Below are 25,267 nucleotides of genomic sequence, written 5' to 3'. Positions count from 1 at the left end.
ACCAACTTGAAAAAATTTAATAAATCTATATTAATCAATGAGATAAGAAGATATGCAAGGCAACGAATTCGTGCAGCTTGCATGGTTGGGCAGGCGGCAGATTGCAATACGCCGCCTCTATGCGCCGCTGACCTTCCAATGCTTGATGTCTTCAGCGAACACCACCTGTTGCACCTCGTGGGCGATGCCATAGGCCAGCGATTCATGCGCAGCGATGACTTTTTCCTCAGCCGACAGGCACTTGAAAATGTCTAGCTGGGTCTCGGCTCGAGTAGTCTCCAACTCATAGATTTTCACATAGCGCGCCAGGTCGTTATCCAGGCTCGACAGGTATTCCCGCAGACGCTGGTGATCGACTGAACTCTGGCTGAAATACCAGTTCATTGGATGGATCAAGAATCGAGAGTGTGGCGTGGTGATGCGTCGGTTCGCCGCCAGGAACATGATGATGCCCATGGACTCGATGTTGCCCGCGTTGATCGCGCACAAGGGCACCGGCAACGCCTTGAGGAAGGTGTAGAGGGTAAAGCCGAAATTGGTGCTGCCACCGGTGGTCGACAGGTTCAGCAGCAGGGAACTGGCGCCTTCGCCGATAGCGTCCAGGCAACAGTCGCGAAAGCGCTCGGTGGTGCTCTGGTCGATCTGGCAGTGAAAGTGGATAACGTGCTCGGTCATCCTGAACCTCCTTAAATCAGTGCAGGCGAGGTGATTCAGTGTTGAGTCTAGAAGGTCACGCAGGATTAGCTGCAACCGTTGGGCGTGAGCCCTTGCTGAAAATCGAATGGAACCCTCAGGCCATCTGCTTGACCTAATGCATAGACCTCAGGAGGTGAGCTATGCAATTGGAAACTATCTGGATCATTCTGGCCGTGATTCTGCTGATCTTGGAACTATGGGCGATCAACGTCGTACTGCGCAGCACCGGTGGCTGGGAGACCAAGGGGCTGTGGTTGATCATTCTGATTTTCGTGCCGCTGTTCGGGCTGATTGTCTGGGCCTTGTTCGGGCCAAAACGTGAAATGGCCGAGCAGCGTAAAAGCTGAGTCCATTGAAGACCGCAAACAGGCGCCCATTGGGCGCCTGTTTACGTTCAAGCGGGTGGTTTAGCCCGCAACAGCTTTAGCAATCGCTTCGTTGAACGCCGGCAAGTCATCCGGGGTACGCGAGGTGATCAGGGTCCAGCCATTGGCCTTGCATTCCTTGACCTGGGCATCCACCCAACCGGCGGCTCCAGCGTTTTCAAGGTCGATCCGCACGCTTTTGTACGAGGTCAGGGTCTTGCCCTTGATCACGCCAGCATCGATCAGCGTCCATGGCCCGTGGCAGATCGCCGCGATGGTTTTGCCGGCCTTGACGAAGTCATTGATCAGGCGCAGCGCGGCAGCATCCTGGCGCAAGGTGTCAGCGTTGACGGTGCCGCCCGGGATAACCAGGGCGTCAAAGTCGCTGCTTGTAACCTGAGACAATTGCACGTCGGATTCCACAGTCTTGTCCTTCTCGGTGTCACCGACGAAGGTCTGAGTGGTGCCGCCTTTGCTGGACGCGTGAGTCACCGTGGCGCCATAACCGCGCAGCGCTTCCAGTGGCTTGACCAGCTCATCGCGTTCGATACCGGTATTGGAAGTGATGATGAGGATTTTCTTGCCGTTGAGTTGCGAACTCATGGTCGAGTGTCTCCTGGGTCAGGGATGGTTTTAGTGGTCGTGTTTGGCTTGCAGCTCCTTGGCCATTTTCAGGTGGGCTTCAAGGGTCGGCAGGGTCTTGGCGGCGAAGGCCTTCAGCTCGGCGTTGTCCGAGGAAGCGGCTTCTTTCTGGAACAATTCGACGGTTTTTTCGTGAGCGGCGACCTGGTTGTTGGCGTAGGCCTTGTCGAACGACTCGTCGCGCATTTCGAGAATGGCTTTTTTGGCCTTATCGGTCAGGGCGGCGTCATCGGGGACTTCGATATCCAGCTTTTTCGCCAATGCCGTCAGTTCCTGATTGGCTTTGGTGTGGTCGGTAACCATGTGCTGCGCAAAAGTCTTGACGTCGGCCGAGCTGCTTTTTTCCAGGGCCAGCTTGCCGGCTTCCACCTCGGTGATACCGCCCTGGGCGGCGTCGTCGACAAAGCTGTTGGACGTTGCGGCCATGGCCGTGGAAATCGAGCCTGCAACCAGCACAAAGGTCAGGCCCATTTGTTTCATCAGCAGAGTAGTCATGGTGGATCTCCTTGAAATCGACAGTGGCGTGATGCCGTACCTGACTGTTGAGGGGGCGCCTCGGCAAAAGGTTTAAATTAATTCGCGGTTTTTTCTCCGGTGGTCATGCATGCCAATTTCCTTGAACTATCGAAATTCGACAGGCTCTGCTGCATAAGCGCCTGCTATTTTTTGTGGGCCTTCAACTGCCTGGAGACAGACTGTGACTGCCGATAAAACCCCAACCCCGATCAGTTCCGAAGACGCCCAAAAAGGCACCGACAAAGCCGACAAGGGCCACACGCTGGAACGCCCGAACCCAAAAACTGAAAGTGTCGACAAGGTGCTGACGCCCACGTCGATCAAAGACATCGAACGCCAAACGGACGCCATCAACGAGCAAGCCGCCAAGGCTGAGCGCAAGTTGGGCCACTGAGCATGGCCAGGTCGATTACGGCTGCGCAGTTGGGCATCGAATTAAGGCCTGAAGACGACGCCAGCCTGTTCAAGTGGTTTATCGCCAGCTTCCTGATGGGCAAGCGCATTCAGGCGCCGATCGCTGCCCAGGCATACAAGGTGATTGTTGAAGAGCAAGGCCGCGATACCGCGCGCAAGTTGCAGCACTGCACCTCCAGGGAGTTGGTGTCGATGCTTGGGCGCGCGCATTACGTGCGCTATGACGAAACCACGGCGCAGCGTTTGCTCGACCTGAGTGCCAAATTGAATGCCGAGTATGGCGGCAAGATCAGCCATATTCGCAGCGCCAGCGAAGACCGTGAGGCCTTCGAAAAGCGCCTGGGTGAATTTGCCGGAGTCGGGCCCAAGACCATCGAGATTTTCATGCGCGATGCCGCCAAGGTGCTGTTTTGACGGCAGCGCTGTATATGGGCTGCGCGGGGTGGAGTTTGCCGCGTGAACAGTGGGCGGCGTTTGCGAGCGAGGGTACACACCTGCAGCGTTACGCGTCGCGTTTCAACGCCGTGGAAATCAACAGTTCGTTTTATCGCCCGCACCTGCCCATGACCTATGAGCGCTGGGCGCAATCAGTGCCGCCGGCGTTTCGTTTTTCGGTCAAGGTGCCCAAGCGCATCACCCATGAATTGCGCTTGCAGCGCTGCGAAACCGCGCTGGATGAATTCCTTGGGCAGTGCCTGAGACTGGGTGGAAAGCTGGGCTGCCTGCTGATTCAATTGCCACCGTCTTTGGGCTATGACGCGGCGATTGTTGCGCCGTTTTTCACGGCGCTACGCCAACGTTTTGCCGGTGCCGTGGTTCTGGAACCGCGCCATGCCAGCTGGCTTGAGGCCGAGGCGTTATTGCAGGATTTACACATAGGTCGTGTGGTCGCCGACCCGCCGGTCATCGACGCGGGCATCGGCTGGCAGGGCGTGCAGTATTGGCGATTGCACGGCTCGCCGCGTATTTATCACAGCGCGTATGGGCCGGAACGCGTGCAGGCATTCTCGCAGCAACTGAGCCACTACGTTGCCGCAGGCATTCCCACCTGGTGCATCTTCGACAACACCGCCAGCGGTCATGCCACCGCCGATGCCTTGTACCTACTCAACCTCCACGCGCAGCACTTCCAGCCCTAACTGCTCATAGGCTTCAACACTCGGTACGTGCCACTCGGTGATCAGCGTATGGATGCGGCTGCACGGGCCCACCACAAAGGGCTCCACCGCGCCGAGCTTGTCTGCCATGGTCACCGCCACCACATGGGAGGCACTGTCGAGCAACGCTTGCTTGACCGCCACTTCGTCGAAATGCAACGAGCTGATGCCCACCTGCGGATGCAACGCGCACACGCCGGTAAACAGCAGGTCGGCCTTGATGCTTTGGATCAGGCGCACGGTTTCGTGGCCGCTGGTGGACAAGGTGGCAGGGTTGAGTTGGCCGCCCGCCACAATCACTTTCACATCCGGGTGGTCGGCCAGGGCGATGGCAATCATCGGCGACGGCGTAACCACCGTCAGGCGGATCGCGCGTGGCAGGGATTGCGCAATTTGCAGCGTGGTCGAGCCGGAGTCGAACAGCACGATCTGGCCGTCTTCCACGCGATCGGCGGCCAGGCGCGCAAGGTGGCGTTTGACCTCATTGGTCTCGCCCACACGGGTGAAGAAGTCTTTGCCGGTGTCTTTGGGCCGGGGCAGGGCACCGCCGTGCACGCGTTGCAACAGGCCGGCGGCGGCCAGTTCACCGAGGTCGCGGCGGATGGTGTCCTGGGACACGGCAAAGTGATCCACCAATTCGGATGCGGTCACTTTGCCGTCGCGCTCCAGCAGCAACAGTATCTTCTGTTTGCGCAACGAAGGCAGGTCAATGGCTTGATGAGTGTTTTGCATGTTTATGCGTCTTTATGCGGGTTTGTGCGAGATTAGGCTTCTGCCGATATAAACGCAATGACTGGTTGCGCGGCTGATCGGCGGTTACTCTCTGGGCTCAGTTCAGGGAGAGGTGACCTAGATGTCGTTGATTACAACCATCGAAGACTTACGCAAGCTGGCGCAAAAACGTGTCCCACGGATGTTCTACGACTACGCCGATTCCGGCTCCTGGACTGAAAGCACCTATCGGGCGAATGAAAGCGATTTTGCCCGCATCAAATTTCGTCAGCGCGTGGCGCGCAACATCGATCAACGTTCGATCCGCGCCAGCATGATCGGCCAGGACATGGCCATGCCGGTCGCGCTGGCGCCCACGGGGCTTGCGGGCATGCAGCACGCCGATGGCGAAATCCTGACTGCCCGCGCCGCCGCCGCTTTTGGCCTGCGCTACACGCTGTCGACCATGAGCATCTGTTCTCTTGAGGACATCGCCGAACAGGTTGGCCAGCCATTCTGGTTCCAGCTGTATGTGATGCGAGATCGCGGGTTTATCGAGCAATTGATCGAGCGCGCCAAAGCTGCGGGTGTGGATGCGCTGGTGCTGACCCTGGATCTGCAGATTCTTGGGCAACGCCACAAGGACTTGATCAACGGCTTGTCGGCGCCTCCCAAACTGACTCTGCCCAACATCCTCAACATGGCAACCAAGCCGCGCTGGGTGATGGGCATGCTGGGCACCAAACGCCGTGGTTTCGGCAATATTGTCGGCCACGTTAAAGGCGTGGCGGACATGAGTTCGCTGTCGTCATGGACCGCCCAGCAGTTCGACCCGCGCCTGAGCTGGGACGACGTGGAATGGATCAAGAAATGCTGGGGTGGCAAGCTGATTATCAAGGGCATTCTCGATGTGGAGGATGCACGGCTGGCGGCTAACTCCGGCGCTGATGCATTGGTGGTGAGTAACCACGGTGGGCGCCAGCTGGACGGTGCGCCGTCGAGCATCAGCCAACTGCCGGCAATTGTCGAGGCGGTGGGCAATCAGATTGAAGTGTGGCTCGACGGCGGCATTCGTTCCGGCCAGGACGTGCTCAAGGCGATGGCACTGGGCGCCAAAGGCACCATGATTGGTCGACCGCACCTGTATGGTTTGGGCGCCATGGGCCAAGCGGGCGTGACCAAGGCCCTTGACATCATTGCCCGTGAGTTGGATGTGTCGATGGCGCTGTGCGGCTATAACGATATACGCGATGTGAATCGCGATATTTTGCTGCCCGGCACCTTTCCCCAAGGGGTTTGCTGAGCAAAAAGATCGTAAAAAAGTAAAAAGAGTTGTCCACGAAAACCGTGGGTATCTCTGTGGATAACTTTGCGAAGGCCCGGCAGGGTTGGCGATTTAACCCTCGGTTAATATTTGATCAACTTGCGGCGCGGGCCAGTATGGGCAGGGTTTACGCTTGACAGCCAAGCGCGGACCCAGTGCCGAAAAGTACTTTCAAGAGTCGCCGTTGCGACCTGTGGAGTGCGTCACCACCTGTGCGGGCATCTGCGCTTGCATCAGTTTTTCCAGCGCTTGCCCATAGTTGCGCCCGGCCAGGCTCATGCTGTTGTTATGCGTGGCGCCAGGCACCAGCAGCAACCGTTTGGGCTCTTGAGCGGCGTCGAACAGTTGTTGGCTGAAACGCGGTGGCACGTAGGGGTCGGCCAGGCCGTGCACCACCAGCAGCGGCATGTGCACGCCGGCAATCTTGTCGATGGAGTCGAACTTCTGCGACAGCAGCCAGCGCACCGGCAGCGAGGTATTGGCCACGGCCGCGGCCGCGTCCCCCAGCGAGGTGAAAGTGGATTCGATCACCAGGCCGCGCACAGGCACCGGCGTCTGTTGACTCAACTGCGCTGCCAGGTCGATGGCCACCGCGCCACCCAGCGAGTGCCCGTAGATCAGGCGTTTGCTCGGGTCTGGCTGCAGCACCTGAAAGCGCTCCCAGGCGATGCGGGCGTCTTCATACACACTGGTTTCCGAAGGCAAGTCGCCGTGACTCTGGCCGAAACCGCGGTAGTCGATGGCCAGCACCGAAAAGCCCAGTGCGTGCAGTTGTTCAATGCGAAACAGCTGGCCGGTGAGGTTCCAGCGCACGCCGTGCAGGTAAAGAATCGCCGGAGCATCCTGCTTGTCGGCCGGGTACCACCAGCCATGCAGGTTCTGGCCTGATTTGAAACTGGCGGGTTTTATATCGAATTCCTGCACGGCCTTGGGCAAGCCGGTGTACCAGCCGGCGGTACCCGGCTCAATGCGAAACACCAGCTCACGCTCCTTGTGTTGAAGCACCGCGCAACCTACCGGCAGGCCGATGATCAGGATGGCCATGCACAGCAGGGGAAACCAGCGCAGGCCCAGGCGAGACAAAAAACGAGATGACATGAAGGTTCCAGGACAAAAGCGAAGCTGGGGTTTTACCAGATGGCTTTAAGGGGCAGGAATTAATTCGACAGCCGTGAATGGGGATTACTTGCAAAGTGTTACAGCATTGAACAACGCATGCCTGGGTTGTTAGGGTGGCGGGCTTAACAGGAGAGTATGCACATGGATTTCACAGGCAAAACCGCCATTGTCACCGGTGGCGCACGCGGGCTGGGTCTGAGCTATGCACGGGCGTTGGCGACCCGTGGCGCGCGGGTAGTGATCAGCGATATCGGTGCCGACAGTAACGGCGCCGGCAGCGATGGCTCGGTGGTGCTCAATGCGGCGCAGCAGTTGCAGGCGCAAGGGCTCAAGGTGCTGGGGCATGGCGGCGACTTGTCTACGCCCGAGGGGTGCCGGCAACTGATCGGGTTCGCTATCGAGGCGTTCGGTCAACTCGATATCTTGATCCACAACGCCGGATGGGTGGGTTATCAGAACATCGAAGACCTGGATGCCGCGTTCCTCCAGCGCGCCATGGACATCAACCTCTACGCGCCGCTGTGGTTGTGCAAGCATGCGTGGCCGCACCTGCTGCGCTCATCGGCGCCGCGCATCATCCTGACCACCTCCGACCGCGCCCTGTACGCGCAATACGAGCAGACCGGCCTGGTAGCCTATAGCGCCGGCAAGATGGCGCAACTGGGCATCATGAATGCCCTGAGCCATGAAGGCGCCGAAGCCGGCATCAAGGTCAATGCGATTTCGCCGGTGGCCAAGACGCGCATGTGGGGCGTGACCGGGGAACCGGACGAACTCAAGCCAGAATGGGTGACGCCGGGTGTGCTGTTTCTTGCCTCGCAGCACTGCCAGGACACGGGATACGTCCTGCGGGCCAGCAATGGCCAATTCACGGCGACGCGGTTCACTGAGAACCCTGGGGTGGATTACCCGCGCGATCTGGCACGGATCAAGGCCGCCAGCGCTGAAGAAGTTGCAGCCGCGTGGCCGCGCATCAAGCAACCGCTCGCTCAGGCCGTGACTGCTTCCTGAACCCGATACCCCGCGCGCCTGTTTGCACAAGCGATTCGCTTGACGCTGACATTGGCGCCGCGACATGCTCGCGCTCCTTTGAGCAGAGGCCAGACCATGGACAACAGCCCCGTTCGCATCACCGCCGAAGAAACCCTGTCGAACAATTGGTATCTTCTGAAAAAATACACCTTCGACCTGCGCCGCCAGGATGGCAGTTGGCAAGCCCAGACCCGCGAGGTGTACGACCGCGGCAACGGTGCAACGATTCTGCTGTACAACCGCGCACAGCGCACCGTGCTGCTGATTCGCCAGTTCCGCATGCCCACGTTCGTCAACGATTACCCCGGCTACTTGATCGAAGCGGCCGCCGGCCTGTTGGACAACGCCACCCCCGAGGAGCGCATTCGCCTCGAAGCCGAAGAAGAAACCGGCTACCGCGTCGGCTCCGTGGAGAAAATCTACGCGGCGTTCATGAGCCCCGGTTCGGTGACCGAGCGCATTCACTTCTTTATCGGCGAGTACCAGGCAGCAGACCGGGTCGGCGAGGGCGGCGGGCTGATCGACGAGGGTGAAGACATCGAAGTGCTGGAGCTGAGCTTTGAACAGGCGCTGGCCATGGTGCAGAGCGGTGAGATTGTCGATGGCAAAACCATCATGCTGTTGCAGCACCTGGAATTGCGCATGTTGAAAGAAGGGTGGTGATGCGCGATGCGCGCGTGGGCGTTGCTATGGGTACTGGCGGCCGGCAGTAGCAGCGCCGCTGACGCGTTCTACACCTGGGCGGACCCTGTGCCGCCAATGCCCGGCAAACTGCTGCGCAGTGAAGCATTGACGCCGCAGCAGAGCCTGGCGTCGGCCGGGCTGAACCTGCGGATCCTGTATTCCTCCACCGATGGGCTCGACAACCTCACGCCTGTCGCGGTCTCCGGTGCGTTGTTCGTGCCCAAGGGCCCAGCGCCTGCGGGTGGCTGGCCACTGATGGCATGGGCTCACGGCACGGTCGGCAGTGCTGATCGTTGCGCGCCTTCGCTGAATCAGCGCAGTCCACGGGATACGCGCTATCTCAATGACTGGCTCGAGCAGGGCTATGCGATTGTTGCCACGGATTACCAGGGGCTGGGCACGCCCGGGTTGCACCCTTATGGGCTGACGCGTCCCTTGGCGTATGGCGTACTGGACAGCATCCGTGCGGTCGGCGCTGCGCCTGTCAACGTGTCCAAGCGGGCAGTGGTGTTCGGGCAATCCCAGGGTGGCCGCGCGGCGTTCGCCACGGCGGTAATGGCCAAGGACTACGCGCCGGATGTCGAAGTTGTCGGGGTGGTGGCGACCGGTACGCCTTATGCCTCTGCGCACGCCCAGGGCCACAGCCCAGAACTTGAAAACGCACGCCGTTCGGTGGTGCCGACGTTTGCCTATAACCTGTTGCGCCTGAGTACGGTGGCGTTGCTGGACCCTTCGTTCGTGCCCGCCGACTACCTGGCTGAGCGGGCGCTGCCGGCCTTCAGGGCGAGTCAGGATGAGTGCTTGCATGCCATCGAGCAGCGGGTAGTGGCTGACGGGTTGACCTTCAATAACAGCTTCAAGCGATCGCCCAAGGCAGCGTTGGATCGGGTGGGGCGTGAAGCGGCTTATCCCACGTTGAAAACCGATATTCCGGTGTTTCTCGGCACTGGCGGTAAAGACCGAGATGTGTTTGTGCCGGGGCAACAAGCCTTGGTCCGGGACGCCTGTCAGGCAGGGGATCGGGTGGAATGGCATTTCTATCCAGCGCTGGATCACTCCGGGGCGGTGAATGGGTCTTTGGGGGATTCGATAGGGTTTGTTCGGCGGGCGTTTGCGGGCGAGGCAATCAAGGGCAATTGTGGGCGATGAGTGGTGGGGATGGTGGTCACGGCTGTTTGCCGCTCCCGCAAACAACAAATCCCGCCATGTGGCGGGATTTGTCGGGGTAAAGCGCGCTACACAATCAGCGTGATCAAGCCGGGAACAGCTCGCTCAGCTTCATTGCCAGCATCATGTCGCCTTCGGTGCGCAGTTTGCCGCTCATGAAGGCCTGCATGCCATCGGTGTCGCCGCTGACGATGCCTTCCATGGTTTCGCCGTCGGTGACCAGCGTGACCTGGGCGTCAGGGTTTTCGCCTTCGAGCAGTTCGCAGGTGTTGTTCTTGACCACCAGCGAGAAGTTCTGGGTGTCGTCGATACGGAAACCGAACACCAGGTCCAGGCCGTCGGCAGCGGCTGGGTTGAATTTGGCTTTCATTGCTTCTACAGCTTTGGCTACGTCAGTCATGGTTTCGATCCTTAAGGGTAGAGTCCAGTGACCTTGGGGTCACGGTTGGCCGCAGTTCATCGGAAAGTGATGAGCTGCGGCGCCTTCAACAGTTGCAAGTGGGTATGACTGTTGAAGGAAGCCAGCGCCACCTCGCGTCCACGGAATTTCAGTTGGTTGAGCGAGGTGTTAACAATTTGCCAATTGAGTTCGAACGCCTGGGCGGCAGGCATGCGGGTAATCAAGTGAAGCAGGGCGGTGATCGTGCCGCCGGAGGTGAACACGGCGATCTTGTCAGTGTTCTCGGCGGTTTCGAGAATCCGTTGCAGGCCGCCTTGTACGCGTTCGACAAACCCCAGCCAGCTTTCCAGCCCCGGTGGGTCATAGGTGCCGGCCAGCCAACGCTCGATGATCAACGCAAAGATGCGCTGGAATTCGCTGCGGTTGTGCGCCGCATTGCGCAGGATCTCCAGGGCTTCGGGCTCGGTGGTCAGCAGGTCGGGGAGCAGGGCGCGGATGATCGCGTCGGCGTCGAATTCGTTGAAGGCGCTGTCGATGTCCAGCGAAGGTACCGGCAGGCCACGGGCTGCATATTGATCGAGTACGGACGTGGCGGTGTGCTGCTGGCGGCGCAGGTCGCCCGCTATACAGCGATCGAACGTGAGGCCCAGGTCGGCCAGATGGCGTCCGAGCACTTGCGCTTGTTCCACGCCGACGGGCGACAGGACGTCATAGTCGTCTGCACCGAAAGAGGCCTGGCCATGTCGAATCAGATAAATGCTGCCCACGTCCGTTTTCCCGGTACGTTGAAAGTCTGGCGAGGTTATGAGGATGCCGGAGAGCTGTCAATGAAAAAACATACGCTTGTTTTAAAAGCCCGTTAGAGCCCGCTTGCTGGCGGTTTGATCACTGGCTCGAACGCGGTGCCGTCGGTATGCTGGGCCCATCCGCGCCTGGCGCAGTGCATTTTTAAGGAGACATATGGATTTTCTGGCCGAATACGCGAGCTTTCTGGCGAAGACCGTCACCCTGGTGGTCGCTATTCTGGTGGTACTGATCAGTTTCGCGGCGCTGCGCAGCAAAGGCCGTCGCAAGTCCGCCGGCCAATTGCAGGTCAGCAAGCTCAATGATTTCTACAAGGGCATGCGTGAGCGCCTGGAGTCGAGCCTGCTCGACAAGGACCAGCTCAAGGCCCTGCGCAAAGCCGAAAGCAAAACCGAAAAAAAGAATGGCAAGAAGAAATCCGAGGCCAAGCCACGGGTGTTTGTGCTGGATTTCGACGGCGACATCAAGGCCTCGGCCACCGAGAGCCTGCGCCATGAAATCACCGCACTGCTGAGCCTGGCCACGCCGAAAGACGAAGTGGTGCTGCGCCTGGAAAGCGGCGGCGGCATGGTCCACAGCTACGGCCTGGCCTCATCCCAGCTGGCGCGTATCCGCCAGGCGGGCGTGCCATTGACCGTGTGCATCGACAAGGTCGCGGCCAGCGGCGGCTACATGATGGCGTGCATCGGCGAGAAGATCATCAGCGCACCGTTCGCCATCCTTGGTTCGATTGGCGTGGTAGCGCAGTTGCCCAACGTCAACCGCCTGCTTAAAAAACATGACATCGATTTTGAAGTGCTGACGGCCGGTGAATACAAACGCACCCTCACCGTGTTTGGCGAAAACACCGAGAAGGGCCGCGAGAAGTTCCAGGAAGACCTGGACATCACTCATCAGCTGTTCAAAAACTTCGTGTCGCGCTATCGCCCTCAGCTGGCAATCGATGATGTCGCGACCGGGGAAGTGTGGCTGGGTGTTGCCGCCCTCGACAAGCAACTGGTCGACGAGCTGCAAACCAGCGACGAATACCTGGCCACCAAGGCCAAGACCGCCGAGGTGTTCCACCTGCACTATGCCGAGCGTAAAAGCCTGCAAGAGCGGGTCGGCCTGGCGGCCAGCGGTTCGGTGGACCGAGTGCTGATGACCTGGTGGAGCCGGTTGACCCAGCAGCGGTTCTGGTAATTCCAGACTGCAGGTCAACCCCTTGTGGGAGCGGGCTTGCTCGCGAATGCGGTGGTTCAGTTCAGATATGTTGACTGACACAGCGCATTCGCGAGCAAGCCCGCTCCCACATTCAGTTCTGCGCTAGCACAACGGGAATCGGCTTTCGCATCAGCATTCCCACCACCAACGCCCCCAGTAATCCCAACACCCCCGCCACCCACAACACCGCGCTGAACCCACCCACAAACGCTTGCCGTGCCAACGGTTGCACCACCGCCCGTGCCGTCTGCGGCAACACACCCATCGCTGCCTGCATATCACCGGCTACCACGCGCGAGGCAATCGCCGCTGCCTGCGCCTGCCACTGCGGCTCGATACTTGCGCGCAGCAATTGCTCGCTGTGGCTGCTCAGCAATGCCCCGTACACGCCGATAGCCAACATGATCGCGCTGAAGCGCATCGTGGTACTCATGCCTGATGCCATGCCCGCACGGTCCCGAGGCACGCAAGCCATGATGTTTTTCTGCGTATCGCCATTGAGCAGGCCCGCGCCGGCGCCGGTCACGGCTATTGCCAGGGCGAAGGGCACGTAGCCGCCCACATTCACCGCCCAGGCGCTCAACAGGTTGCCGCAACCGACCAACGCCAAACCGCTCGCCATCATGGTCGCCGGTGCGAAGCGCCCGGCCAGGCGAGCGCCGATCCGTGGGCAAATCAGCATGGTCAGCGCAAACGGCAGCATCCCCAGGCCCGAGGCAATCGCACAGAGGCCCAAACCGTTTTGCAGGTAAAACGGCAGCAGCGTCATCATTACTTGGGCGCAGCCGGCATAGGCAAACATCCCCAGCAATGCGCCGATAAAGCGCGGGTGGCGAAACAGCTGCAGGTCCACCATGGGCCGTCGCTGCACGCGCTCGGCGAGCACAAACACACCCAGCAGCACGGCGCCGCCAATAAGCCGCGCATAGGTCAGCGGGTTGTCCCAGCCGATGCGATTGGCCTCGATCAATCCCCAGATCAGGCACAACAGGCTGGCACTGAAGGCCAGGCTGCCCCACGGATCAAGCCGCGCCGATTGGGTATCGCGGGACTCTGCAATCGCACGCAGCACCAGCGCCATCAGCCCCAGGCCCACGGGCAGGTTGAGGTAGAAAATCCAGCGCCAGCCCAGGTACTGAGTGATCAAGCCCCCCAAGGCCGGCGCGGCGGTCATCGCCACGCCCATGCACGCGCCCCAGAACGCCCAGGCTTTGGCGCGCTCCACTTCATCGTGAAACGTATGGCCGATGGAGGCCAGGGCGGAGGTCAGCAGTAACGCCGCGCCGACGCCTTTGACGGCGCGGGCGATGTCCAGAAACAGCGCATTCGGTGCGGCGCCACAGCCCAGGGAGGCCAGGATGAAAATGCTCAAGCCCCAGACCAGGGTCTTCTTGCGCCCAAAGCGGTCGGCGAGGCTGCCGGCCGGCAATAACAACGCGGCAAACGCGAGCATATAGGCGCTGACCACCCACTCGATGTCAGCAAAATTGGCGCCCAGGTCACGGGCGATGCTCGGCAGGGTCACGGCGACAATATTGGTGTCGAGCACGATCAGCGCACAAACGCCGGACGCCGTGAGCAGCGTCAAGCGCGGACTGACCCGGCTCATGGCTGAATTACCCTGCAGGCAATAAGGAAAAGGCAGTTGACGATCATCGCGTAGGCTCTCTAGTGTTGAGGTGCTGTGAGCTTATCGCCAGCGAAGACCGGTCTTGTTAGCTGGCCTGAAGCACTTCATTACCTTTGAGCTAATCCTGCAATGGACATCCGCCATTTCCGCTACTTCCTCGCCGTCGCCCGTCAGCGCAACTTCAGCCGCGCCGCCGAGCAGTTAGGCATCGCCCCGCCGACCTTGAGCCGGCAAATCCAGGACATGGAAGCCAGCCTGGGCACGCGCTTGTTTGTCCGCCAGCAGCGCGAAGTCAGCCTCACCGAAGCCGGTGCGGCGTTGCTGGTTGAAGCCGAAGCCACGGTGCACCAATTCGAATTCGCCCAGCGCAGTGCCCAGCGCGCCGGGCGCGGCGAAATCGGTCATATCGAGTTGGGCTACGTGGCCTCAGCGGTGTACTCCGGCGTGTTGCAGCGCCAGATGCGCGCGTTCAGCCAGGCATTTCCCGATGTGAGCGTGAACGTGCGCGAATGGGCGATGGCGACATTGCCGAGCGCGGTGGCGGACGGGCGCTATGACATCGGCTATATCCGCTCGCCCATGACTCTGCCCGATGGCGTGGACGCCGTGCGCCTGGCCAGCGATGGCTTTGTGTTGGCGCTGCCGCAGGACTCCTGGCTGCTGGGGCTCAAAGCCATTGGCTGTGAACACCTGCAAAACGAGACCTTTATTCTGCCGGAACAAATCAGCGGCACCTTGCACGTCGCCGCACAGGGCGGTTTTGCCCCGCGCCTGGGGCCACAGCCGGGTGGCTTGGTGGCGGTGATGGCGTTGGTGTCGTTAGGGCAGGGCGTGGCGGTGGTGCCGGCGTCGATGGTCGGGCATGTGAGTTTGCCGGGCGTGGTCTACCGCAGCATCCAGGGCAGCGAGGCCTCGTCGTGGCTGTCGCTGATTCATCGGCGCTTTGAGAAAGCCCCGGCGGTGGTGCGTTATATCGAGCAGGTCAAGCAGATGACTAAGCTGGATGCTTGATCGCGGCGGGTTGGAGGCTGTGCGGGCTAACCGTGTGTCCCGTACGGTGGGCGACATGATGGGTTATGACTTTATCGACATACACGGGCAGCCGGCGGTCAACGCCATCCAGGGGCGGGTGATCGGCCTGACGGTGCAGGCGCTGTTTCGCATCCCGGACGTGGTGGCGATTGCCAGTGAGAACACCAAGGCGGCGGCGACGCTTGGCGCGTTGCGCTCGGGGGTGATTAATACCCTTGCAACCACGGTGACGAATGCGCATACGATTTTGGCGCTGGATGATGCGACGCGTAAAAGCTGACACGACGCAGAGCAATCTGTGGGAGCGAGCTTGTGTGGGAGCTGGCTTGCCTGCGATAGCGTCACCTCGGTTTGACTGACGCATCGAGTTGCCTGTGTCGCAGGCAAGCCGGCTCCCACATGGGTTTTGTGTTGGCTTGTGTACAGATTTTGTAATAGTTTTGCGTTGTAGGAAATTTAGGTTTCGATTGTACGATTCAGGTCCTTTTCCACTGCAGGACTTGCATGAACACCCTCTCGGAGCCTCCCAGTCGTCTTTCCCCAAGACATCCGCTGTTGCTGTTCCCGCTGAAGCACCCCGTATTCCGATGGCTGCCCTTGTCCCGGTCCACTGACCGCGCCTTGCCGTGTCCGGCATTCAGACATCTATAACGAGGCTCTATAAATGGAATGGTTAGCGGATCCAACGGCCTGGCTCGGCCTGTTGACCTTGATTGTGCTGGAACTGGTACTGGGCATCGACAACCTGGTGTTTATCGCGATCCTGGCGGACAAGCTGCCGCCGGAGCAGCGCGACCGGGCGCGGTTGATCGGGTTGTCCCTGGCGTTGCTGATGCGCCTGGGCCTGCTGGCGAGTATTTCCTGGATGGTCACCCTTACTCAGCCGCTGTTCGAGGTTTTCGGCAAGGGGTTTTCCGGCCGTGACCTGATCATGTTGTTTGGCGGTGTGTTCCTGTTGTTCAAGGCCACTATGGAATTGCACGAGCGCCTCGAAGGTCATGTGGCCCAGCGGGCGGGCAATGCCACCTATGCGATGTTCTGGCCGATCGTCGCGCAGATTGTGGTGCTCGACGCGGTGTTCTCCCTCGACGCGGTGGTGACCGCCGTGGGCATGGTCGATGAGCTGGCGGTGATGATGATCGCAGTGATCGTGTCCATCGGCCTGATGATTGTCGCGAGCAAGCCGCTGACGCGTTTCGTCAACGCGCACCCGACGGTGATCATGCTGTGCCTGAGTTTCCTGATGATGATCGGCCTGGTGCTGACTGCCGAAGGCTTGGGTTTCCACGTGCCCAAAGGCTACTTGTACGCGGCGATGGGCTTCTCGATTGTGGTGGAGCTGTTTAACCAGCTTGCCCGCGCCCGTCGCAAAAAGTCGGTACAGGGTACGTTGCCGGTGCGCCAGCGCACTGCGCATGCGGTGATGCGTTTACTGGGGGGTCGCAGTCTGGCCGTGGAGGGCATGGATGACGACGTTGCCGACTTGATGGACGAGCCGGATGCGACCCAGGGCCCGCTGTTTGATCGACGCGAGCGCGTGATGATCAGTGGCGTGTTGCAGTTGGCCGAACGCCCGATCCGCAGCTTGATGACGCCGCGGGCCAAGGTCGACTGTATCGATCTGGCGGACGATGCCGACACTATCCGCCGTAAATTGATGCATTCGTCCTATTCCCGGCTGCCGTTGATCCGCAACGGTGCTGTCGATGAGCCATTGGGCTTTGTGCACAAGAAGGAGTTGCTCAAGGAATACCTGGCCGGCCACGAGCCGAATCTGGAGCACCTGGCGCGCCGCGCGGTCAACCTGCTGGAGAGCTTTTCGATTCTCAACGCCCTGGAGCAGATGCGCCAGGCATCCACCCATATTGCGTTTGTGATCAACGAATTCGGCGATTTCATCGGCGTGTTGAGCATGACCGACATCCTTGAATCCATCGCTGGTGAGTTGCCGGATGCGAGCGAAATCGAAGGGCCGGATATCGTCGAGGAGGGCGCAGGCTTTCGCGCCAATGGCGCCTTGACCCTTAACCAGGTGCGCCAGCGCACCGGCTTCAAGGCCGTGGCCACCGACGATTACCAGACGCTCGCAGGTTTGGTGATGAGTCTGCTGGACCGCTTGCCGCGAGTGGGCGACAGCCTGGAGCACGAAGGCTGGCACCTGACGGTGGCGGCAGTGGAGGAGCGGCGGGTGACGCAGGTGCTGCTGATACCTACGGCGCGTAGTCTTTGAACACCTGATCCAGAAGTGCTTCCTGTTCATCCGGCGCGCCGATGCCCTTGAGGTTTTCGACCTCAAGGGCATTTTTGTAGACCACCAGGGTGGGTGTGCCGTCGACGCCTTCGATTCTCGGCGTCCGGGCGGTGTCCAGGATCATGCTCTTCACTCGGCCGGCGTATTTTTCGGCGATGTTATTAAAGCGTGGGTGAACTCCCAGGCACGCCTGGCAGGACTGGGAAGTAAACAGCACGATCACCAGCGGGTGCTGATTCAGAATCTGCTGGTAGTCGCTGAGGGTATCAATCACCGCATTGGCAGCACCCATGATGATCTCCTTGTGCACCTGGCCGAGGGGGCCTGCCGGGTACGCTAGATCGCGAGATCACCACCGTCTACTGTCAACCTTCACAGGTAGACAGGCTCATGCATCGTCGGCACGCTCGGTTCGTTCACGCGCCTTGCGCGCCTGGCTCGCGCATTTCTTGTATTCCTCATTGTCCCTGGACGCCTTCGCCCGACGATAGCCATGGTGGTTCTGGCTGGTGTAATCGGTGCTGAAGGCTTCCTTGAGCTTCTGCAGTTCTTCCTTGCATTCACGGCGATCATTACTGGCCGAAGCCGTACCGGCCGCCAGACAGCCCAGCAACACCACCATTAGGCTTACCTTCATCACGCCACGCTCCCGTACACAGACCTCCCACCAGCCTAGCCCAGCACAAAAAAACAACCAGAGCCTCGCCAAGAAACGCTGGTGACGAGCAGACCTGCCATGGCAGACGGGCGACTTGTGGCAGATGGGCCATGTGACAAACGGGCCAGTCGTGGCAAACAGGCTAGCTGTAGTGAGCAAGCTTCCTGTGGCGAGCGGGCTTGCCCCGCGTTGGAGTGCGAAGCGCTCCCAAGCCAGCCGCCGCGCTATACCTGAAAAACCGCGTCGCCAGGTTTTGGGGCCGCTTCGCAGCCCAACGCGGGGCAAGCCCGCTCGCCACAAGAAGCCCGCTTGCCACCACCAGAAGCCCGCTTGCCACCATAAGAAGCCCGTCTGCCATCACACGCCCGCCTGCCACACCGGGCCCGCTTGCCACAGAAAACACCCACGCCCTAGCACCGCCACGGTGCACGGTAACGCTACCGTGGTGCGCCGCATCCAACTGTCACCGCCGTGTGTGGCCTTGCGTAGCAACACATGCCCGGCTGCTGGCATAGCGCCTTACCCCAACTCAATATCTATCCACTTGATTTAAAACAGCTTTACTCGCGTCATGTTTTTCTGCGACTGCGTGTGGCACACTTTCTGCTGTCTATTCCGTTGTTACATACTAGGTTCCGGTATAGCGGAATACACAACTCCTGGAGTGCTTGTCATGCATCACCGACCTTCCGTGTTTAAAGCGTGTGTTTTTCTCTTCGCCGCATCGGCTTCCCTCGCAAGCGTTGTGCACGCGGCGGACAGCAAGCTCGATGATGTGCTCAAGCGTGGGCATCTCATCGTGGGTACAGGCAGTACCAATGCGCCGTGGCACTTCCAGGGAGCGGATGGCAAGTTGCAGGGTTTTGATATCGACATCGGCCGCATTGTGGCCAAAGGCTTGTTCAACGACCCGAGCAAGGTCGAGTTTGTGGTGCAGTCTTCCGACGCACGTATTCCCAACCTGCTGACCGACAAGGTCGACATGAGTTGCCAGTTCATTACCGTTACCGCCAGCCGTGCGCAGCAGGTTGCCTTTACCTTGCCGTATTACCGCGAAGGCGTGGGCCTGCTGTTGCCGAACAACAGCAAGTACAAGGAAATCGAAGACCTGCAAGCCGCCGGCGACGGCGTCACTGTGGCCGTGCTGCAAAACGTCTACGCCGAAGAGCTGGTGCACCAGGCGCTGCCCAAGGCCAAGGTTGATCAGTACGACAGCGTCGACCTGATGTACCAGGCCGTGAACTCCGGCCGCGCCGATGCTGCCGCCACCGACCAGTCGTCGGTCAAGTACCTGATGGTGCAAAACCCAGGCCGCTATCGCAGCCCGACCTACGCCTGGAGCCCGCAAACCTACGCGTGCGCGGTCAAGCGTGGCGACCAGGACTGGCTGAACTTCGTCAACACTGCGCTGCATGAAGCCATGACCGGCGTGGAATTCCCGACCTACAAGGCCTCGTTCAAGCAGTGGTTCGGCGTGGATTTGCCAGAGCCGGCGATCGGTTTCCCGGTTGAGTTCAAGTAAATCGTAAACCCTGGGGCGTCGCTGACGGCGCCCCAATCAGGTACTGCCGACCATGAACTATCAGTTGAACTTTGCCGCCGTGTGGCGTGATTTCCCCAGCTTGCTGGCGGGGCTCGGCCTGGGCCTTGAGCTGGCGCTGCTGTCGATCGCGATTGGCTGCGTGATCGGCCTGATGATGGCGTTCGCCATGCTGTCCAGACACCGCGCGTTGCGCATCATCGCCTCGGTGTACGTGACGGTGATCCGCAATACGCCGATTCTGGTGCTGATCCTGTTGATCTACTTTGCACTGCCGTCACTGGGGATTCGTCTCGACAAAATCCCGTCCTTCATCATCACGCTGTCGTTGTACGCCGGTGCCTACCTCACCGAAGTGTTTCGCGCCGGGCTGCTGAATATTCCCAAGGGTTTGCGGGAAGCCGGCTTGGCCATCGGCCTGGGTGAGTGGCGTATCCGCGCCTACATCACCGTGCCGGTGATGCTGCGCAACGTCTTGCCGGCGTTGTCGAACAACTTCATTTCGCTGTTCAAGGACACCTCGCTGGCCGCGGCGATTGCCGTGCCGGAGCTGACCTATTACGCCCGCAAGATCAACGTCGAAAGCTACCGGGTGATTGAAACCTGGATGGTCACGACCGCGCTCTACGTGGCTGCCTGTTACCTCATTGCCATGCTGCTCCGTTACCTGGAACAGCGTCTGGCGATCCGTCGTTAAAGGAGGGTTTCCATGTACGAGTCCCCCAGCTGGCTGCATGAGTTGTGGATCGCCCGGGACACCCTGTGGGCGGGCTTTCAGGCCAGCGTGTATGTGTCTGCGCTGGCCATTATCTTTGGCACGCTGATCGGCATTGTCGCCGGGTTGATCCTGACCTACGGCAAATTCTGGATGCGCGCGCCGTTTCGTCTATATGTCGACCTGATCCGTGGCACGCCGGTGTTTGTGCTGGTGCTGGCGTGTTTCTACATGCTGCCGGCGCTCGGTTGGCAGATCACCGCGTTCCAGGCCGGCGCCGTCGGGCTGACGCTGTTCTGCGGCTCTCACGTGTCGGAAATCGTGCGCGGTGCGCTGCAAGCCATTCCCCGTGGGCAACTGGAAGCGGGCAAGGCGATTGGCCTGACATTTTACCAGTCGCTGGGCTACGTGCTGTTGCCTCAGGCGTTGCGCCAGATCCTGCCGACCTGGGTCAATTCCTCCACGGAAATCGTCAAGGCCTCGACCTTGCTCTCGGTGATCGGCGTGGCCGAGCTGCTGCTGAGCACCCAGCAAGTGATCGCGCGCACCTTCATGACCCTGGAGTTCTACCTGTTCGCCGGGTTTCTGTTCTTTGTCATCAACTACGCCATCGAGTTATTCGGGCGCTACATTGAAAAGCGGGTGGCCTTGCCATGAACCAACCTCAAACCAACCAACCGCTTTTGAACATTCGCGGCCTGCGTAAACAGTACGGCCAGGTCGAAGTGCTCAAGGGTGTCGATCTGTCCATGCAGCGCGGCAACGTGGTGACGTTGATCGGCTCCAGCGGCTCGGGCAAAACCACGCTGCTGCGCTGCGTCAACCTGCTGGAAGAATTCCAGGGCGGGCAGATCACCCTGGACGGCGAGTCCATCGGCTACAGCGAAATCGCCGGCAAGCGTGTGCGCCACCCCGAGCGGGTGATTGCCCAGCACCGCGCGATGACCGGCATGGCGTTCCAGCAGTTCAACCTGTTTCCGCACCTCACCGCGTTGCAAAACGTCACCCTCGGCCTGCTCAAGGTCAAGAAGATGGGCAAGGACGAAGCCGTGGCCCTGGCCGAAAAATGGCTGGATCGCGTCGGCCTGCTGGAACGGCGCAATCACTTCCCCGGCCAGTTGTCCGGCGGTCAGCAACAGCGCGTGGCGATTGCCCGGGCGATTGCGATGAACCCCAGCTTGATGCTCTTCGACGAAGTCACCTCGGCCCTTGACCCGGAGTTGGTGGGCGAGGTGCTCAGCGTGATCAAGGGTCTGGCGGAAGAGGGCATGACCATGTTGCTGGTCACCCACGAAATGCGCTTTGCCTATGAAGTGTCGGACAAAATCGTATTCATGAACCAGGGCCGCATTGAAGAGCAGGGCAGCGCGAAGGACATCTTCGAACGCCCACAATCGCCGCGCCTGGCGGAATTTTTGAAGAACATTCGTTTTTAAATCAGGAGCAACTTTATGAGCATTACTCGTTACGGCACCGGCAGCACCGCCGGCGGTGGCCAACCGCGTCCTTTCGCACGTGCAGTGGAAGCGGACGGCTGGCTTTACGTCTCGGGCCAGGTGCCAGCGGTGGACGGTGAAATCATCAACGGCGGCATCATCGAACAAACCCGCCAGACCCTGCGCAACGTGGTGGCCATTCTGGAAGAGGCCGGTTACGAGTTGAAGGACGTGGTGCGCGTTGGTGTATGGCTGGAAGACCCGCGCGACTTCTGGAGTTTCAACAAGGTGTTCGGCGAGTATTTCACCCCCGAACACGCCCCGGCACGCGCCTGTGTGCAGGCCAACATGATGGTCGACTGCAAGGTTGAGATTGATTGCGTGGCCTACAAGAAAAAAGGCTAAATGCCCCTCTCTTGAAATCCACTGAAGATCAAATGTGGGAGGGGGCTTGCCCCCGATAGCGGTGTATCAGCAACACCTGTATTGACTGACACACTGCAATCGGGGGCAAGCCTTCTCCCACAGGGGATCTCTGCTAGACCCTAGAATTTCGACCGGACCGAACTGCCATGACCGAAGACACCATCAAACGCCGCGCCAAAGGACTGGACCGTGCATTCGATATCCTCGATTTTCTCAAGGAAATCGGCCAGCCCCTGCGCCCGAATGATATTGCCAGCGGCATCGGCAGCCCAAAATCCACGGTCTACGAATTGGTCGCCTCGTTGCTTGAGCGGCGCATCCTCGAAACCGTGGGCAAGGACGGCCACGTCTACCTCGGCCGCCAACTGTATTTCCTCGGCCAGGCGCATCTGCGCCACTTCGACCTGACCCGCGAGGCCGATCACGCCCTGCAGGAAATCGTCAGCCAGACCCACGAAACCGCGCAGATGTGCCTGCTCAACGGGCGCAAATACACGGTGGCGCTGATGCGCGAGGGCGAGCGGCATTTCCGCATCTCGTCGGACATCGGCGAAAACGCACCGATCCCGTGGACTGCTTCCGGGCGCCTGTTGCTGGGGCACCTGAGCGACCAGCAGATTATCGACCTGATCGACTACGACGATTTCATCCTGCCAGACGGCCAACGCCTGCCGCTGGAGACGTTTCTGGCGCAGATCCGCCAGGCTACGCTCGATGGGTTCTTCTCCTTCGACAGCGTGGCCGACACCTTCACCCATTGCTTCGCCGCCCCGGTGCGGGACGCGCAGGGTATCAGCATTGCGACCTTGTGCATCGTTGCCCCACGGGCCGACGCGATCAAAAACTACAACGACTATCGCCGGGTGTTGATCGACAGCGCCAACAACCTGGCCCGACGCATCAACGAATAGGAGTTTTTATGACTGCCCTCAACGCCGTTGAAAAAGGCGCCGCCGCCGTTGGCGCCCACCTGGTCCGCGACGTCAGCCTGCCGGCCCTGGTGCTGCACCGTGACGCCCTGGAACACAACATTCGCTGGATGCAGGACTTCGTCAGCAACAGCGGCGCAGAACTGGCGCCCCATGGCAAAACCAGCATGATGCCGGCGTTGTTTCAGCGCCAGATCGAGGCGGGCGCCTGGGGCATCACCCTGGCCAATGCGGTGCAGACCCGCGCCGCCTATGCCGGGGGCGTGCATCGCGTGTTGATGGCCAACCAATTGGTCGGCGCGCCGAACATGGCGTTGATTGCTGATCTGCTGGCCGACAAAGACTTCGACTTCCATTGCATGGTCGATCACCCGGACAACGTCGCCGACCTGGGGCTGTTTTTCGCCGCCCGTGGCCTGCGCTTGAACGTGATGATCGAGTACGGCGTGGTCGGCGGCCGTTGCGGCTGCCGCAGCGAGCAGGAAGTGCGCGAGTTGGCCAAGGCGATCAAGGCCCAACCGGCGCTGGCCCTCACCGGCATTGAAGGCTACGAAGGCGTGATCCATGGCGAGCACGCCATCAGCGGCATCCGCGACTTCGCCGCCAGCCTGGTGCGCCTGGCGGTCGACCTGCAAAACAACGGCTCTTTCGACCTGCCCAAACCGATCATTACCGCCTCGGGTTCGGCCTGGTACGACCTGATCGCCGAGTCCTTTGAAGAACAAAACGCCGCCGGCCGCTTCCTCAGCGTGCTGCGACCTGGCAGCTATGTGGCCCACGACCACGGTATCTACAAGCAAGCGCAATGCTGCGTGCTCGACCGTCGCAGCGACCTCAACGAAGGCCTGCGCCCGGCGCTGGAAGTCTGGGCGCACGTGCAATCGATGCCCGAGCCAGGCTTTGCGGTGATCGCCCTGGGCAAGCGCGACGTGGCCTACGACGCCGGTTTGCCGGTGCCGCTCAAGCGCTACCGGGCTGGAATTGTGCCGGCCGAAGGCGATGACGTCACCGCCTGCATCGTGACGGCGGTGATGGACCAGCATGCGTTCATGACGGTGGCACCGGGGGTTGAGTTGCGCATCGGCGACATCATCTCGTTCGGCACCTCGCACCCTTGTCTGACCTTCGACAAGTGGCAAGTGGGCTGCCTGGTGGATGAGCAGTTGCAGGTGATCGAGTCGCTGCATACCTGCTTCTAGACCACGTCGCGCCTATCGCGGGCAAGCCCGCTCCCACATTGGATTGTGAACACGTCCAAATGTGGGAGCGGGCTTGCCCGCGAAGAGGCCCTCCAGAACAGCGAGAGACCAAGGCATGAACCCACAACCGCGCATCGCCCTGATCGGCGAATGCATGATCGAACTCCAACATCGCGCCGACGGCAGCCTCCAACAAAGCTTTGGCGGCGACACCCTGAACGCAGCGGTGTACCTGCGCCGCGAGCTGGGCGACATCGGCACGGTCGACTACGTCACCGCCCTGGGCGATGACAGTTTCAGCGACGCCATGTGCAAGCACTGGGCCGAAGAGGGCCTGGGCCTGGGCAGGGTCCAACGCCTGCCCGGGCGGTTACCGGGGTTGTACTGCATCCAGACGGACGCCAACGGCGAACGCAAATTCCTCTACTGGCGCAACGAAGCCGCCGTGCGCGACTGCTTCACCACCCCGGCCGCCGAGCCGATCCTGGCGGCTTTGCCGGGTTATGACGTGGTGTATTTCAGCGGTATTACCCTGGCAGTGCTGGGAGAAATCGGGCGTACGCGGTTACTGCAAACCTTGATCGAAACGCGCAAGCGCGGTGGCAAGGTAGTCTTCGACAACAACTACCGGCCGCGTTTATGGGCCAGCGTCGAGGCGGCGCGCGCGGCGTACCACGCCGTGTTGGCCGAGGTGGATATTGCCTTGCTGACCGAGGACGACGAGCGTGCGTTGTTTGGGTATGCCGACAGCGAGCAGGTGTTTGCGGCGTACCCGGCGATTGCAGAGGTGGTGCTCAAGCGCGGCGCGGATGAATGTTTGATCCGTTGTGCTGGCGAGCGCTTTGCCGTGCCGGCGTTGAAGGTCGAGAAGGTGGTGGACACGACGGCGGCGGGGGATTCGTTCAGTGCGGCGTATCTGGCCAGTCGGCTGAAGGGTGAGCCGCCGCAAGAGGCAGCGTTGGCTGGGCATCGGTTGGCGAGCCGGGTCATCCAGGTGCCGGGGGCACTGATTCCGAGGTAGCGGGTACATGGCCGCCTGCGGCGGTTCGCGGGCAAGCCCGGCTCCCACCGTTGACTGCATTCCTTCAGCAGGCTGCATTCCTTCAGTGGAAATGCAGCCAAGTGTGGGAGCTGGCTTGCCTGCGATTGGCCAGTCGGCTGAAGGGTGAGCCGCCGCAAGAGGCAGCGTTGGCTGGGCATCGGTTGGCGAGCCGGGT

29 protein-coding genes and 1 pseudogene are annotated in these 25,267 nt (G+C 60.5%); 20 read left to right on the top strand and 10 right to left on the bottom strand.

Going from position 1 to position 25,267, the window contains the following annotated elements; translation table 11 throughout:
- Positions 1-117: 117 nt before the first annotated feature.
- Positions 118-675, bottom strand: a complete 558-nt coding sequence (locus AACV02_RS29645) for an ATP-dependent Clp protease proteolytic subunit (protein ID WP_119735380.1) — start codon at positions 673-675, stop codon at positions 118-120.
- A gap of 161 nt (positions 676-836) precedes the next feature.
- Here AACV02_RS29645 and AACV02_RS29640 point away from each other — a divergent pair, with 161 nt between their 5' ends.
- Positions 837-1,043, top strand: coding sequence for a PLD nuclease N-terminal domain-containing protein (locus AACV02_RS29640; protein ID WP_106580146.1), 207 nt, complete (start codon positions 837-839; stop codon positions 1,041-1,043).
- Positions 1,044-1,103: 60 nt separating this feature from the next.
- On the opposite strand, the gene AACV02_RS29635 is transcribed toward AACV02_RS29640, so the two are convergent.
- On the bottom strand, positions 1,104-1,664 hold the full coding sequence (locus tag AACV02_RS29635; protein WP_106580145.1) for a type 1 glutamine amidotransferase domain-containing protein: 561 nt from the start codon (positions 1,662-1,664) through the stop codon (positions 1,104-1,106).
- A 30-nt stretch (positions 1,665-1,694) separates the two neighbouring features.
- A complete protein-coding gene (locus AACV02_RS29630) occupies positions 1,695-2,198 on the bottom strand; it encodes a DUF4142 domain-containing protein (RefSeq protein WP_106580144.1) in 504 nt (167 codons plus the stop codon).
- A gap of 202 nt (positions 2,199-2,400) precedes the next feature.
- Between AACV02_RS29630 and AACV02_RS29625 the strand changes: the two genes are divergently transcribed.
- From AACV02_RS29625 to AACV02_RS29615, 3 genes are read left to right on the top strand one after another with little or no spacing between them, the layout of a single operon-like run.
- Positions 2,401-2,613, top strand: coding sequence for a hypothetical protein (locus tag AACV02_RS29625; RefSeq protein WP_119735379.1), 213 nt, complete (start codon positions 2,401-2,403; stop codon positions 2,611-2,613).
- A 2-nt stretch (positions 2,614-2,615) separates the two neighbouring features.
- The gene (locus AACV02_RS29620) at positions 2,616-3,047 is read left to right on the top strand and encodes a DNA methylase (protein WP_106580142.1); all 432 of its coding nucleotides are present in this window, start codon (positions 2,616-2,618) and stop codon (positions 3,045-3,047) included.
- 14 nt (positions 3,048-3,061) lie between these two features.
- Positions 3,062-3,772 (top strand): DUF72 domain-containing protein, encoded by a 711-nt coding sequence (locus AACV02_RS29615; protein ID WP_119735378.1) that lies wholly within the window; start codon positions 3,062-3,064, stop codon positions 3,770-3,772.
- Here the strand turns inward: AACV02_RS29615 and AACV02_RS29610 are convergent.
- Positions 3,737-4,522 carry a DeoR/GlpR family DNA-binding transcription regulator gene (locus tag AACV02_RS29610; protein ID WP_119735377.1) on the bottom strand — a complete coding sequence of 262 codons (786 nt, stop codon included), beginning with the start codon at positions 4,520-4,522 and terminating at the stop codon, positions 3,737-3,739. The genes AACV02_RS29615 and AACV02_RS29610 overlap by 36 nt on opposite strands.
- Before the next feature lie 121 nt (positions 4,523-4,643).
- Here AACV02_RS29610 and AACV02_RS29605 point away from each other — a divergent pair, with 121 nt between their 5' ends.
- Positions 4,644-5,804, top strand: a complete 1,161-nt coding sequence (locus AACV02_RS29605) for an alpha-hydroxy acid oxidase (protein WP_119735376.1) — start codon at positions 4,644-4,646, stop codon at positions 5,802-5,804.
- Between the two features lie 192 nt (positions 5,805-5,996).
- Here AACV02_RS29605 and AACV02_RS29600 read toward each other — a convergent pair whose 3' ends face one another.
- Positions 5,997-6,923, bottom strand: a complete 927-nt coding sequence (locus AACV02_RS29600) for an alpha/beta hydrolase (protein WP_106580139.1) — start codon at positions 6,921-6,923, stop codon at positions 5,997-5,999.
- Positions 6,924-7,085: 162 nt separating this feature from the next.
- Between AACV02_RS29600 and AACV02_RS29595 the strand changes: the two genes are divergently transcribed.
- From AACV02_RS29595 to AACV02_RS29585, 3 genes are all read left to right on the top strand, one after another.
- Positions 7,086-7,955: an SDR family NAD(P)-dependent oxidoreductase gene (locus AACV02_RS29595; protein ID WP_119735375.1), complete on the top strand. Its 870-nt coding sequence runs from the start codon at positions 7,086-7,088 to the stop codon at positions 7,953-7,955.
- Positions 7,956-8,051: 96 nt separating this feature from the next.
- Positions 8,052-8,639, top strand: a complete 588-nt coding sequence (locus AACV02_RS29590) for an NUDIX domain-containing protein (protein ID WP_119735374.1) — start codon at positions 8,052-8,054, stop codon at positions 8,637-8,639.
- A gap of 6 nt (positions 8,640-8,645) precedes the next feature.
- Entirely contained in the window at positions 8,646-9,809 is a 1,164-nt protein-coding gene (locus tag AACV02_RS29585; protein ID WP_119735373.1) for an alpha/beta hydrolase, read from the top strand.
- Between the two features lie 103 nt (positions 9,810-9,912).
- Here AACV02_RS29585 and AACV02_RS29580 read toward each other — a convergent pair whose 3' ends face one another.
- The gene (locus AACV02_RS29580; protein ID WP_016969749.1) at positions 9,913-10,227 is read right to left on the bottom strand and encodes an SCP2 sterol-binding domain-containing protein; all 315 of its coding nucleotides are present in this window, start codon (positions 10,225-10,227) and stop codon (positions 9,913-9,915) included.
- Positions 10,228-10,283: 56 nt separating this feature from the next.
- Positions 10,284-10,994, bottom strand: coding sequence for a histidine phosphatase family protein (locus tag AACV02_RS29575; RefSeq protein WP_119735372.1), 711 nt, complete (start codon positions 10,992-10,994; stop codon positions 10,284-10,286).
- Between the two features lie 193 nt (positions 10,995-11,187).
- Here AACV02_RS29575 and sohB point away from each other — a divergent pair, with 193 nt between their 5' ends.
- Positions 11,188-12,213: a protease SohB gene (sohB, locus tag AACV02_RS29570; RefSeq protein WP_119735371.1), complete on the top strand. Its 1,026-nt coding sequence runs from the start codon at positions 11,188-11,190 to the stop codon at positions 12,211-12,213.
- Between the two features lie 112 nt (positions 12,214-12,325).
- Here the strand turns inward: sohB and AACV02_RS29565 are convergent, their stop codons facing one another.
- The gene (locus AACV02_RS29565) at positions 12,326-13,843 is read right to left on the bottom strand and encodes an MFS transporter (RefSeq protein ID WP_119735370.1); all 1,518 of its coding nucleotides are present in this window, start codon (positions 13,841-13,843) and stop codon (positions 12,326-12,328) included.
- Between the two features lie 150 nt (positions 13,844-13,993).
- Here AACV02_RS29565 and AACV02_RS29560 point away from each other — a divergent pair, with 150 nt between their 5' ends.
- The 3 genes and pseudogenes from AACV02_RS29560 (at position 13,994) to AACV02_RS29550 (ending at position 17,126) form a co-directional block, all read left to right on the top strand.
- On the top strand, positions 13,994-14,875 hold the full coding sequence (locus AACV02_RS29560) for a LysR family transcriptional regulator (protein ID WP_119735369.1): 882 nt from the start codon (positions 13,994-13,996) through the stop codon (positions 14,873-14,875).
- A 31-nt stretch (positions 14,876-14,906) separates the two neighbouring features.
- A pseudogene (locus AACV02_RS29555) lies at positions 14,907-15,176 on the top strand (sugar-binding domain-containing protein); the annotation flags it as partial.
- A gap of 384 nt (positions 15,177-15,560) precedes the next feature.
- Entirely contained in the window at positions 15,561-17,126 is a 1,566-nt protein-coding gene (locus AACV02_RS29550; RefSeq protein ID WP_119735368.1) for a TerC family protein, read from the top strand.
- Here the strand turns inward: AACV02_RS29550 and AACV02_RS29545 are convergent.
- A complete protein-coding gene (locus tag AACV02_RS29545; protein WP_119735367.1) occupies positions 17,107-17,439 on the bottom strand; it encodes a thioredoxin family protein in 333 nt (110 codons plus the stop codon). The genes AACV02_RS29550 and AACV02_RS29545 overlap by 20 nt on opposite strands.
- 96 nt (positions 17,440-17,535) lie before the next feature.
- A complete protein-coding gene (locus AACV02_RS29540; protein ID WP_106580129.1) occupies positions 17,536-17,784 on the bottom strand; it encodes a hypothetical protein in 249 nt (82 codons plus the stop codon).
- Between the two features lie 694 nt (positions 17,785-18,478).
- Here AACV02_RS29540 and AACV02_RS29535 point away from each other — a divergent pair.
- From AACV02_RS29535 to AACV02_RS29500, 8 genes are all read left to right on the top strand, one after another.
- On the top strand, positions 18,479-19,327 hold the full coding sequence (locus tag AACV02_RS29535) for a transporter substrate-binding domain-containing protein (RefSeq protein WP_065929539.1): 849 nt from the start codon (positions 18,479-18,481) through the stop codon (positions 19,325-19,327).
- A 52-nt stretch (positions 19,328-19,379) separates the two neighbouring features.
- Positions 19,380-20,042: an amino acid ABC transporter permease gene (locus AACV02_RS29530; RefSeq protein WP_106580127.1), complete on the top strand. Its 663-nt coding sequence runs from the start codon at positions 19,380-19,382 to the stop codon at positions 20,040-20,042.
- 12 nt (positions 20,043-20,054) lie between these two features.
- Positions 20,055-20,717 carry an amino acid ABC transporter permease gene (locus AACV02_RS29525; protein ID WP_025857548.1) on the top strand — a complete coding sequence of 221 codons (663 nt, stop codon included), beginning with the start codon at positions 20,055-20,057 and terminating at the stop codon, positions 20,715-20,717.
- A complete protein-coding gene (locus tag AACV02_RS29520) occupies positions 20,714-21,496 on the top strand; it encodes an amino acid ABC transporter ATP-binding protein (RefSeq protein ID WP_119735365.1) in 783 nt (260 codons plus the stop codon). The genes AACV02_RS29525 and AACV02_RS29520 overlap by 4 nt, the downstream gene beginning before the upstream one ends.
- A 15-nt stretch (positions 21,497-21,511) precedes the next feature.
- Positions 21,512-21,901, top strand: a complete 390-nt coding sequence (locus AACV02_RS29515) for a RidA family protein (RefSeq protein WP_106580125.1) — start codon at positions 21,512-21,514, stop codon at positions 21,899-21,901.
- 167 nt (positions 21,902-22,068) lie between these two features.
- On the top strand, positions 22,069-22,833 hold the full coding sequence (locus AACV02_RS29510) for an IclR family transcriptional regulator (RefSeq protein ID WP_106580124.1): 765 nt from the start codon (positions 22,069-22,071) through the stop codon (positions 22,831-22,833).
- 8 nt (positions 22,834-22,841) lie between these two features.
- Positions 22,842-24,050, top strand: coding sequence for an amino acid deaminase (locus AACV02_RS29505; RefSeq protein ID WP_119735364.1), 1,209 nt, complete (start codon positions 22,842-22,844; stop codon positions 24,048-24,050).
- Between the two features lie 115 nt (positions 24,051-24,165).
- Positions 24,166-25,071: a sugar kinase gene (locus AACV02_RS29500; RefSeq protein ID WP_119735363.1), complete on the top strand. Its 906-nt coding sequence runs from the start codon at positions 24,166-24,168 to the stop codon at positions 25,069-25,071.
- Positions 25,072-25,267: the final 196 nt, after the last annotated feature.

Source organism: Pseudomonas sp. Larv2_ips, from assembly GCF_963879675.1.
In the GTDB taxonomy this organism is placed as follows: Bacteria; Pseudomonadota; Gammaproteobacteria; order Pseudomonadales; family Pseudomonadaceae; genus Aquipseudomonas.
The sequence above is the reverse complement of the archived record's forward strand: the minus strand, read 5'-3'. Positions and strand labels throughout refer to the sequence as shown.

Excerpts from the sequence above, each read along its gene's own strand:
- AACV02_RS29645 (WP_119735380.1), bottom strand. The coding sequence starts at position 675 with ATGACCGAGCACGTTATCCACTTTCACTGCCAGATCGACCAGAGCACC.
- AACV02_RS29640 (WP_106580146.1), top strand. The coding sequence starts at position 837 with ATGCAATTGGAAACTATCTGGATCATTCTGGCCGTGATTCTGCTGATC.
- AACV02_RS29635 (WP_106580145.1), bottom strand. The coding sequence starts at position 1,664 with ATGAGTTCGCAACTCAACGGCAAGAAAATCCTCATCATCACTTCCAAT.
- AACV02_RS29630 (WP_106580144.1), bottom strand. The coding sequence starts at position 2,198 with ATGACTACTCTGCTGATGAAACAAATGGGCCTGACCTTTGTGCTGGTT.
- AACV02_RS29620 (WP_106580142.1), top strand. The coding sequence starts at position 2,616 with ATGGCCAGGTCGATTACGGCTGCGCAGTTGGGCATCGAATTAAGGCCT.
- AACV02_RS29615 (WP_119735378.1), top strand. The coding sequence starts at position 3,062 with ATGGGCTGCGCGGGGTGGAGTTTGCCGCGTGAACAGTGGGCGGCGTTT.
- AACV02_RS29610 (WP_119735377.1), bottom strand. The coding sequence starts at position 4,522 with ATGCAAAACACTCATCAAGCCATTGACCTGCCTTCGTTGCGCAAACAG.
- AACV02_RS29605 (WP_119735376.1), top strand. The coding sequence starts at position 4,644 with ATGTCGTTGATTACAACCATCGAAGACTTACGCAAGCTGGCGCAAAAA.
- AACV02_RS29600 (WP_106580139.1), bottom strand. The coding sequence starts at position 6,923 with ATGTCATCTCGTTTTTTGTCTCGCCTGGGCCTGCGCTGGTTTCCCCTG.
- AACV02_RS29595 (WP_119735375.1), top strand. The coding sequence starts at position 7,086 with ATGGATTTCACAGGCAAAACCGCCATTGTCACCGGTGGCGCACGCGGG.
- AACV02_RS29590 (WP_119735374.1), top strand. The coding sequence starts at position 8,052 with ATGGACAACAGCCCCGTTCGCATCACCGCCGAAGAAACCCTGTCGAAC.
- AACV02_RS29585 (WP_119735373.1), top strand. The coding sequence starts at position 8,646 with ATGCGCGCGTGGGCGTTGCTATGGGTACTGGCGGCCGGCAGTAGCAGC.
- AACV02_RS29580 (WP_016969749.1), bottom strand. The coding sequence starts at position 10,227 with ATGACTGACGTAGCCAAAGCTGTAGAAGCAATGAAAGCCAAATTCAAC.
- sohB (WP_119735371.1), top strand. The coding sequence starts at position 11,188 with ATGGATTTTCTGGCCGAATACGCGAGCTTTCTGGCGAAGACCGTCACC.
- AACV02_RS29565 (WP_119735370.1), bottom strand. The coding sequence starts at position 13,843 with ATGAGCCGGGTCAGTCCGCGCTTGACGCTGCTCACGGCGTCCGGCGTT.
- AACV02_RS29560 (WP_119735369.1), top strand. The coding sequence starts at position 13,994 with ATGGACATCCGCCATTTCCGCTACTTCCTCGCCGTCGCCCGTCAGCGC.
- AACV02_RS29550 (WP_119735368.1), top strand. The coding sequence starts at position 15,561 with ATGGAATGGTTAGCGGATCCAACGGCCTGGCTCGGCCTGTTGACCTTG.
- AACV02_RS29545 (WP_119735367.1), bottom strand. The coding sequence starts at position 17,439 with ATGGGTGCTGCCAATGCGGTGATTGATACCCTCAGCGACTACCAGCAG.
- AACV02_RS29540 (WP_106580129.1), bottom strand. The coding sequence starts at position 17,784 with ATGAAGGTAAGCCTAATGGTGGTGTTGCTGGGCTGTCTGGCGGCCGGT.
- AACV02_RS29535 (WP_065929539.1), top strand. The coding sequence starts at position 18,479 with ATGCATCACCGACCTTCCGTGTTTAAAGCGTGTGTTTTTCTCTTCGCC.
- AACV02_RS29530 (WP_106580127.1), top strand. The coding sequence starts at position 19,380 with ATGAACTATCAGTTGAACTTTGCCGCCGTGTGGCGTGATTTCCCCAGC.
- AACV02_RS29525 (WP_025857548.1), top strand. The coding sequence starts at position 20,055 with ATGTACGAGTCCCCCAGCTGGCTGCATGAGTTGTGGATCGCCCGGGAC.
- AACV02_RS29520 (WP_119735365.1), top strand. The coding sequence starts at position 20,714 with ATGAACCAACCTCAAACCAACCAACCGCTTTTGAACATTCGCGGCCTG.
- AACV02_RS29515 (WP_106580125.1), top strand. The coding sequence starts at position 21,512 with ATGAGCATTACTCGTTACGGCACCGGCAGCACCGCCGGCGGTGGCCAA.
- AACV02_RS29510 (WP_106580124.1), top strand. The coding sequence starts at position 22,069 with ATGACCGAAGACACCATCAAACGCCGCGCCAAAGGACTGGACCGTGCA.
- AACV02_RS29505 (WP_119735364.1), top strand. The coding sequence starts at position 22,842 with ATGACTGCCCTCAACGCCGTTGAAAAAGGCGCCGCCGCCGTTGGCGCC.
- AACV02_RS29500 (WP_119735363.1), top strand. The coding sequence starts at position 24,166 with ATGAACCCACAACCGCGCATCGCCCTGATCGGCGAATGCATGATCGAA.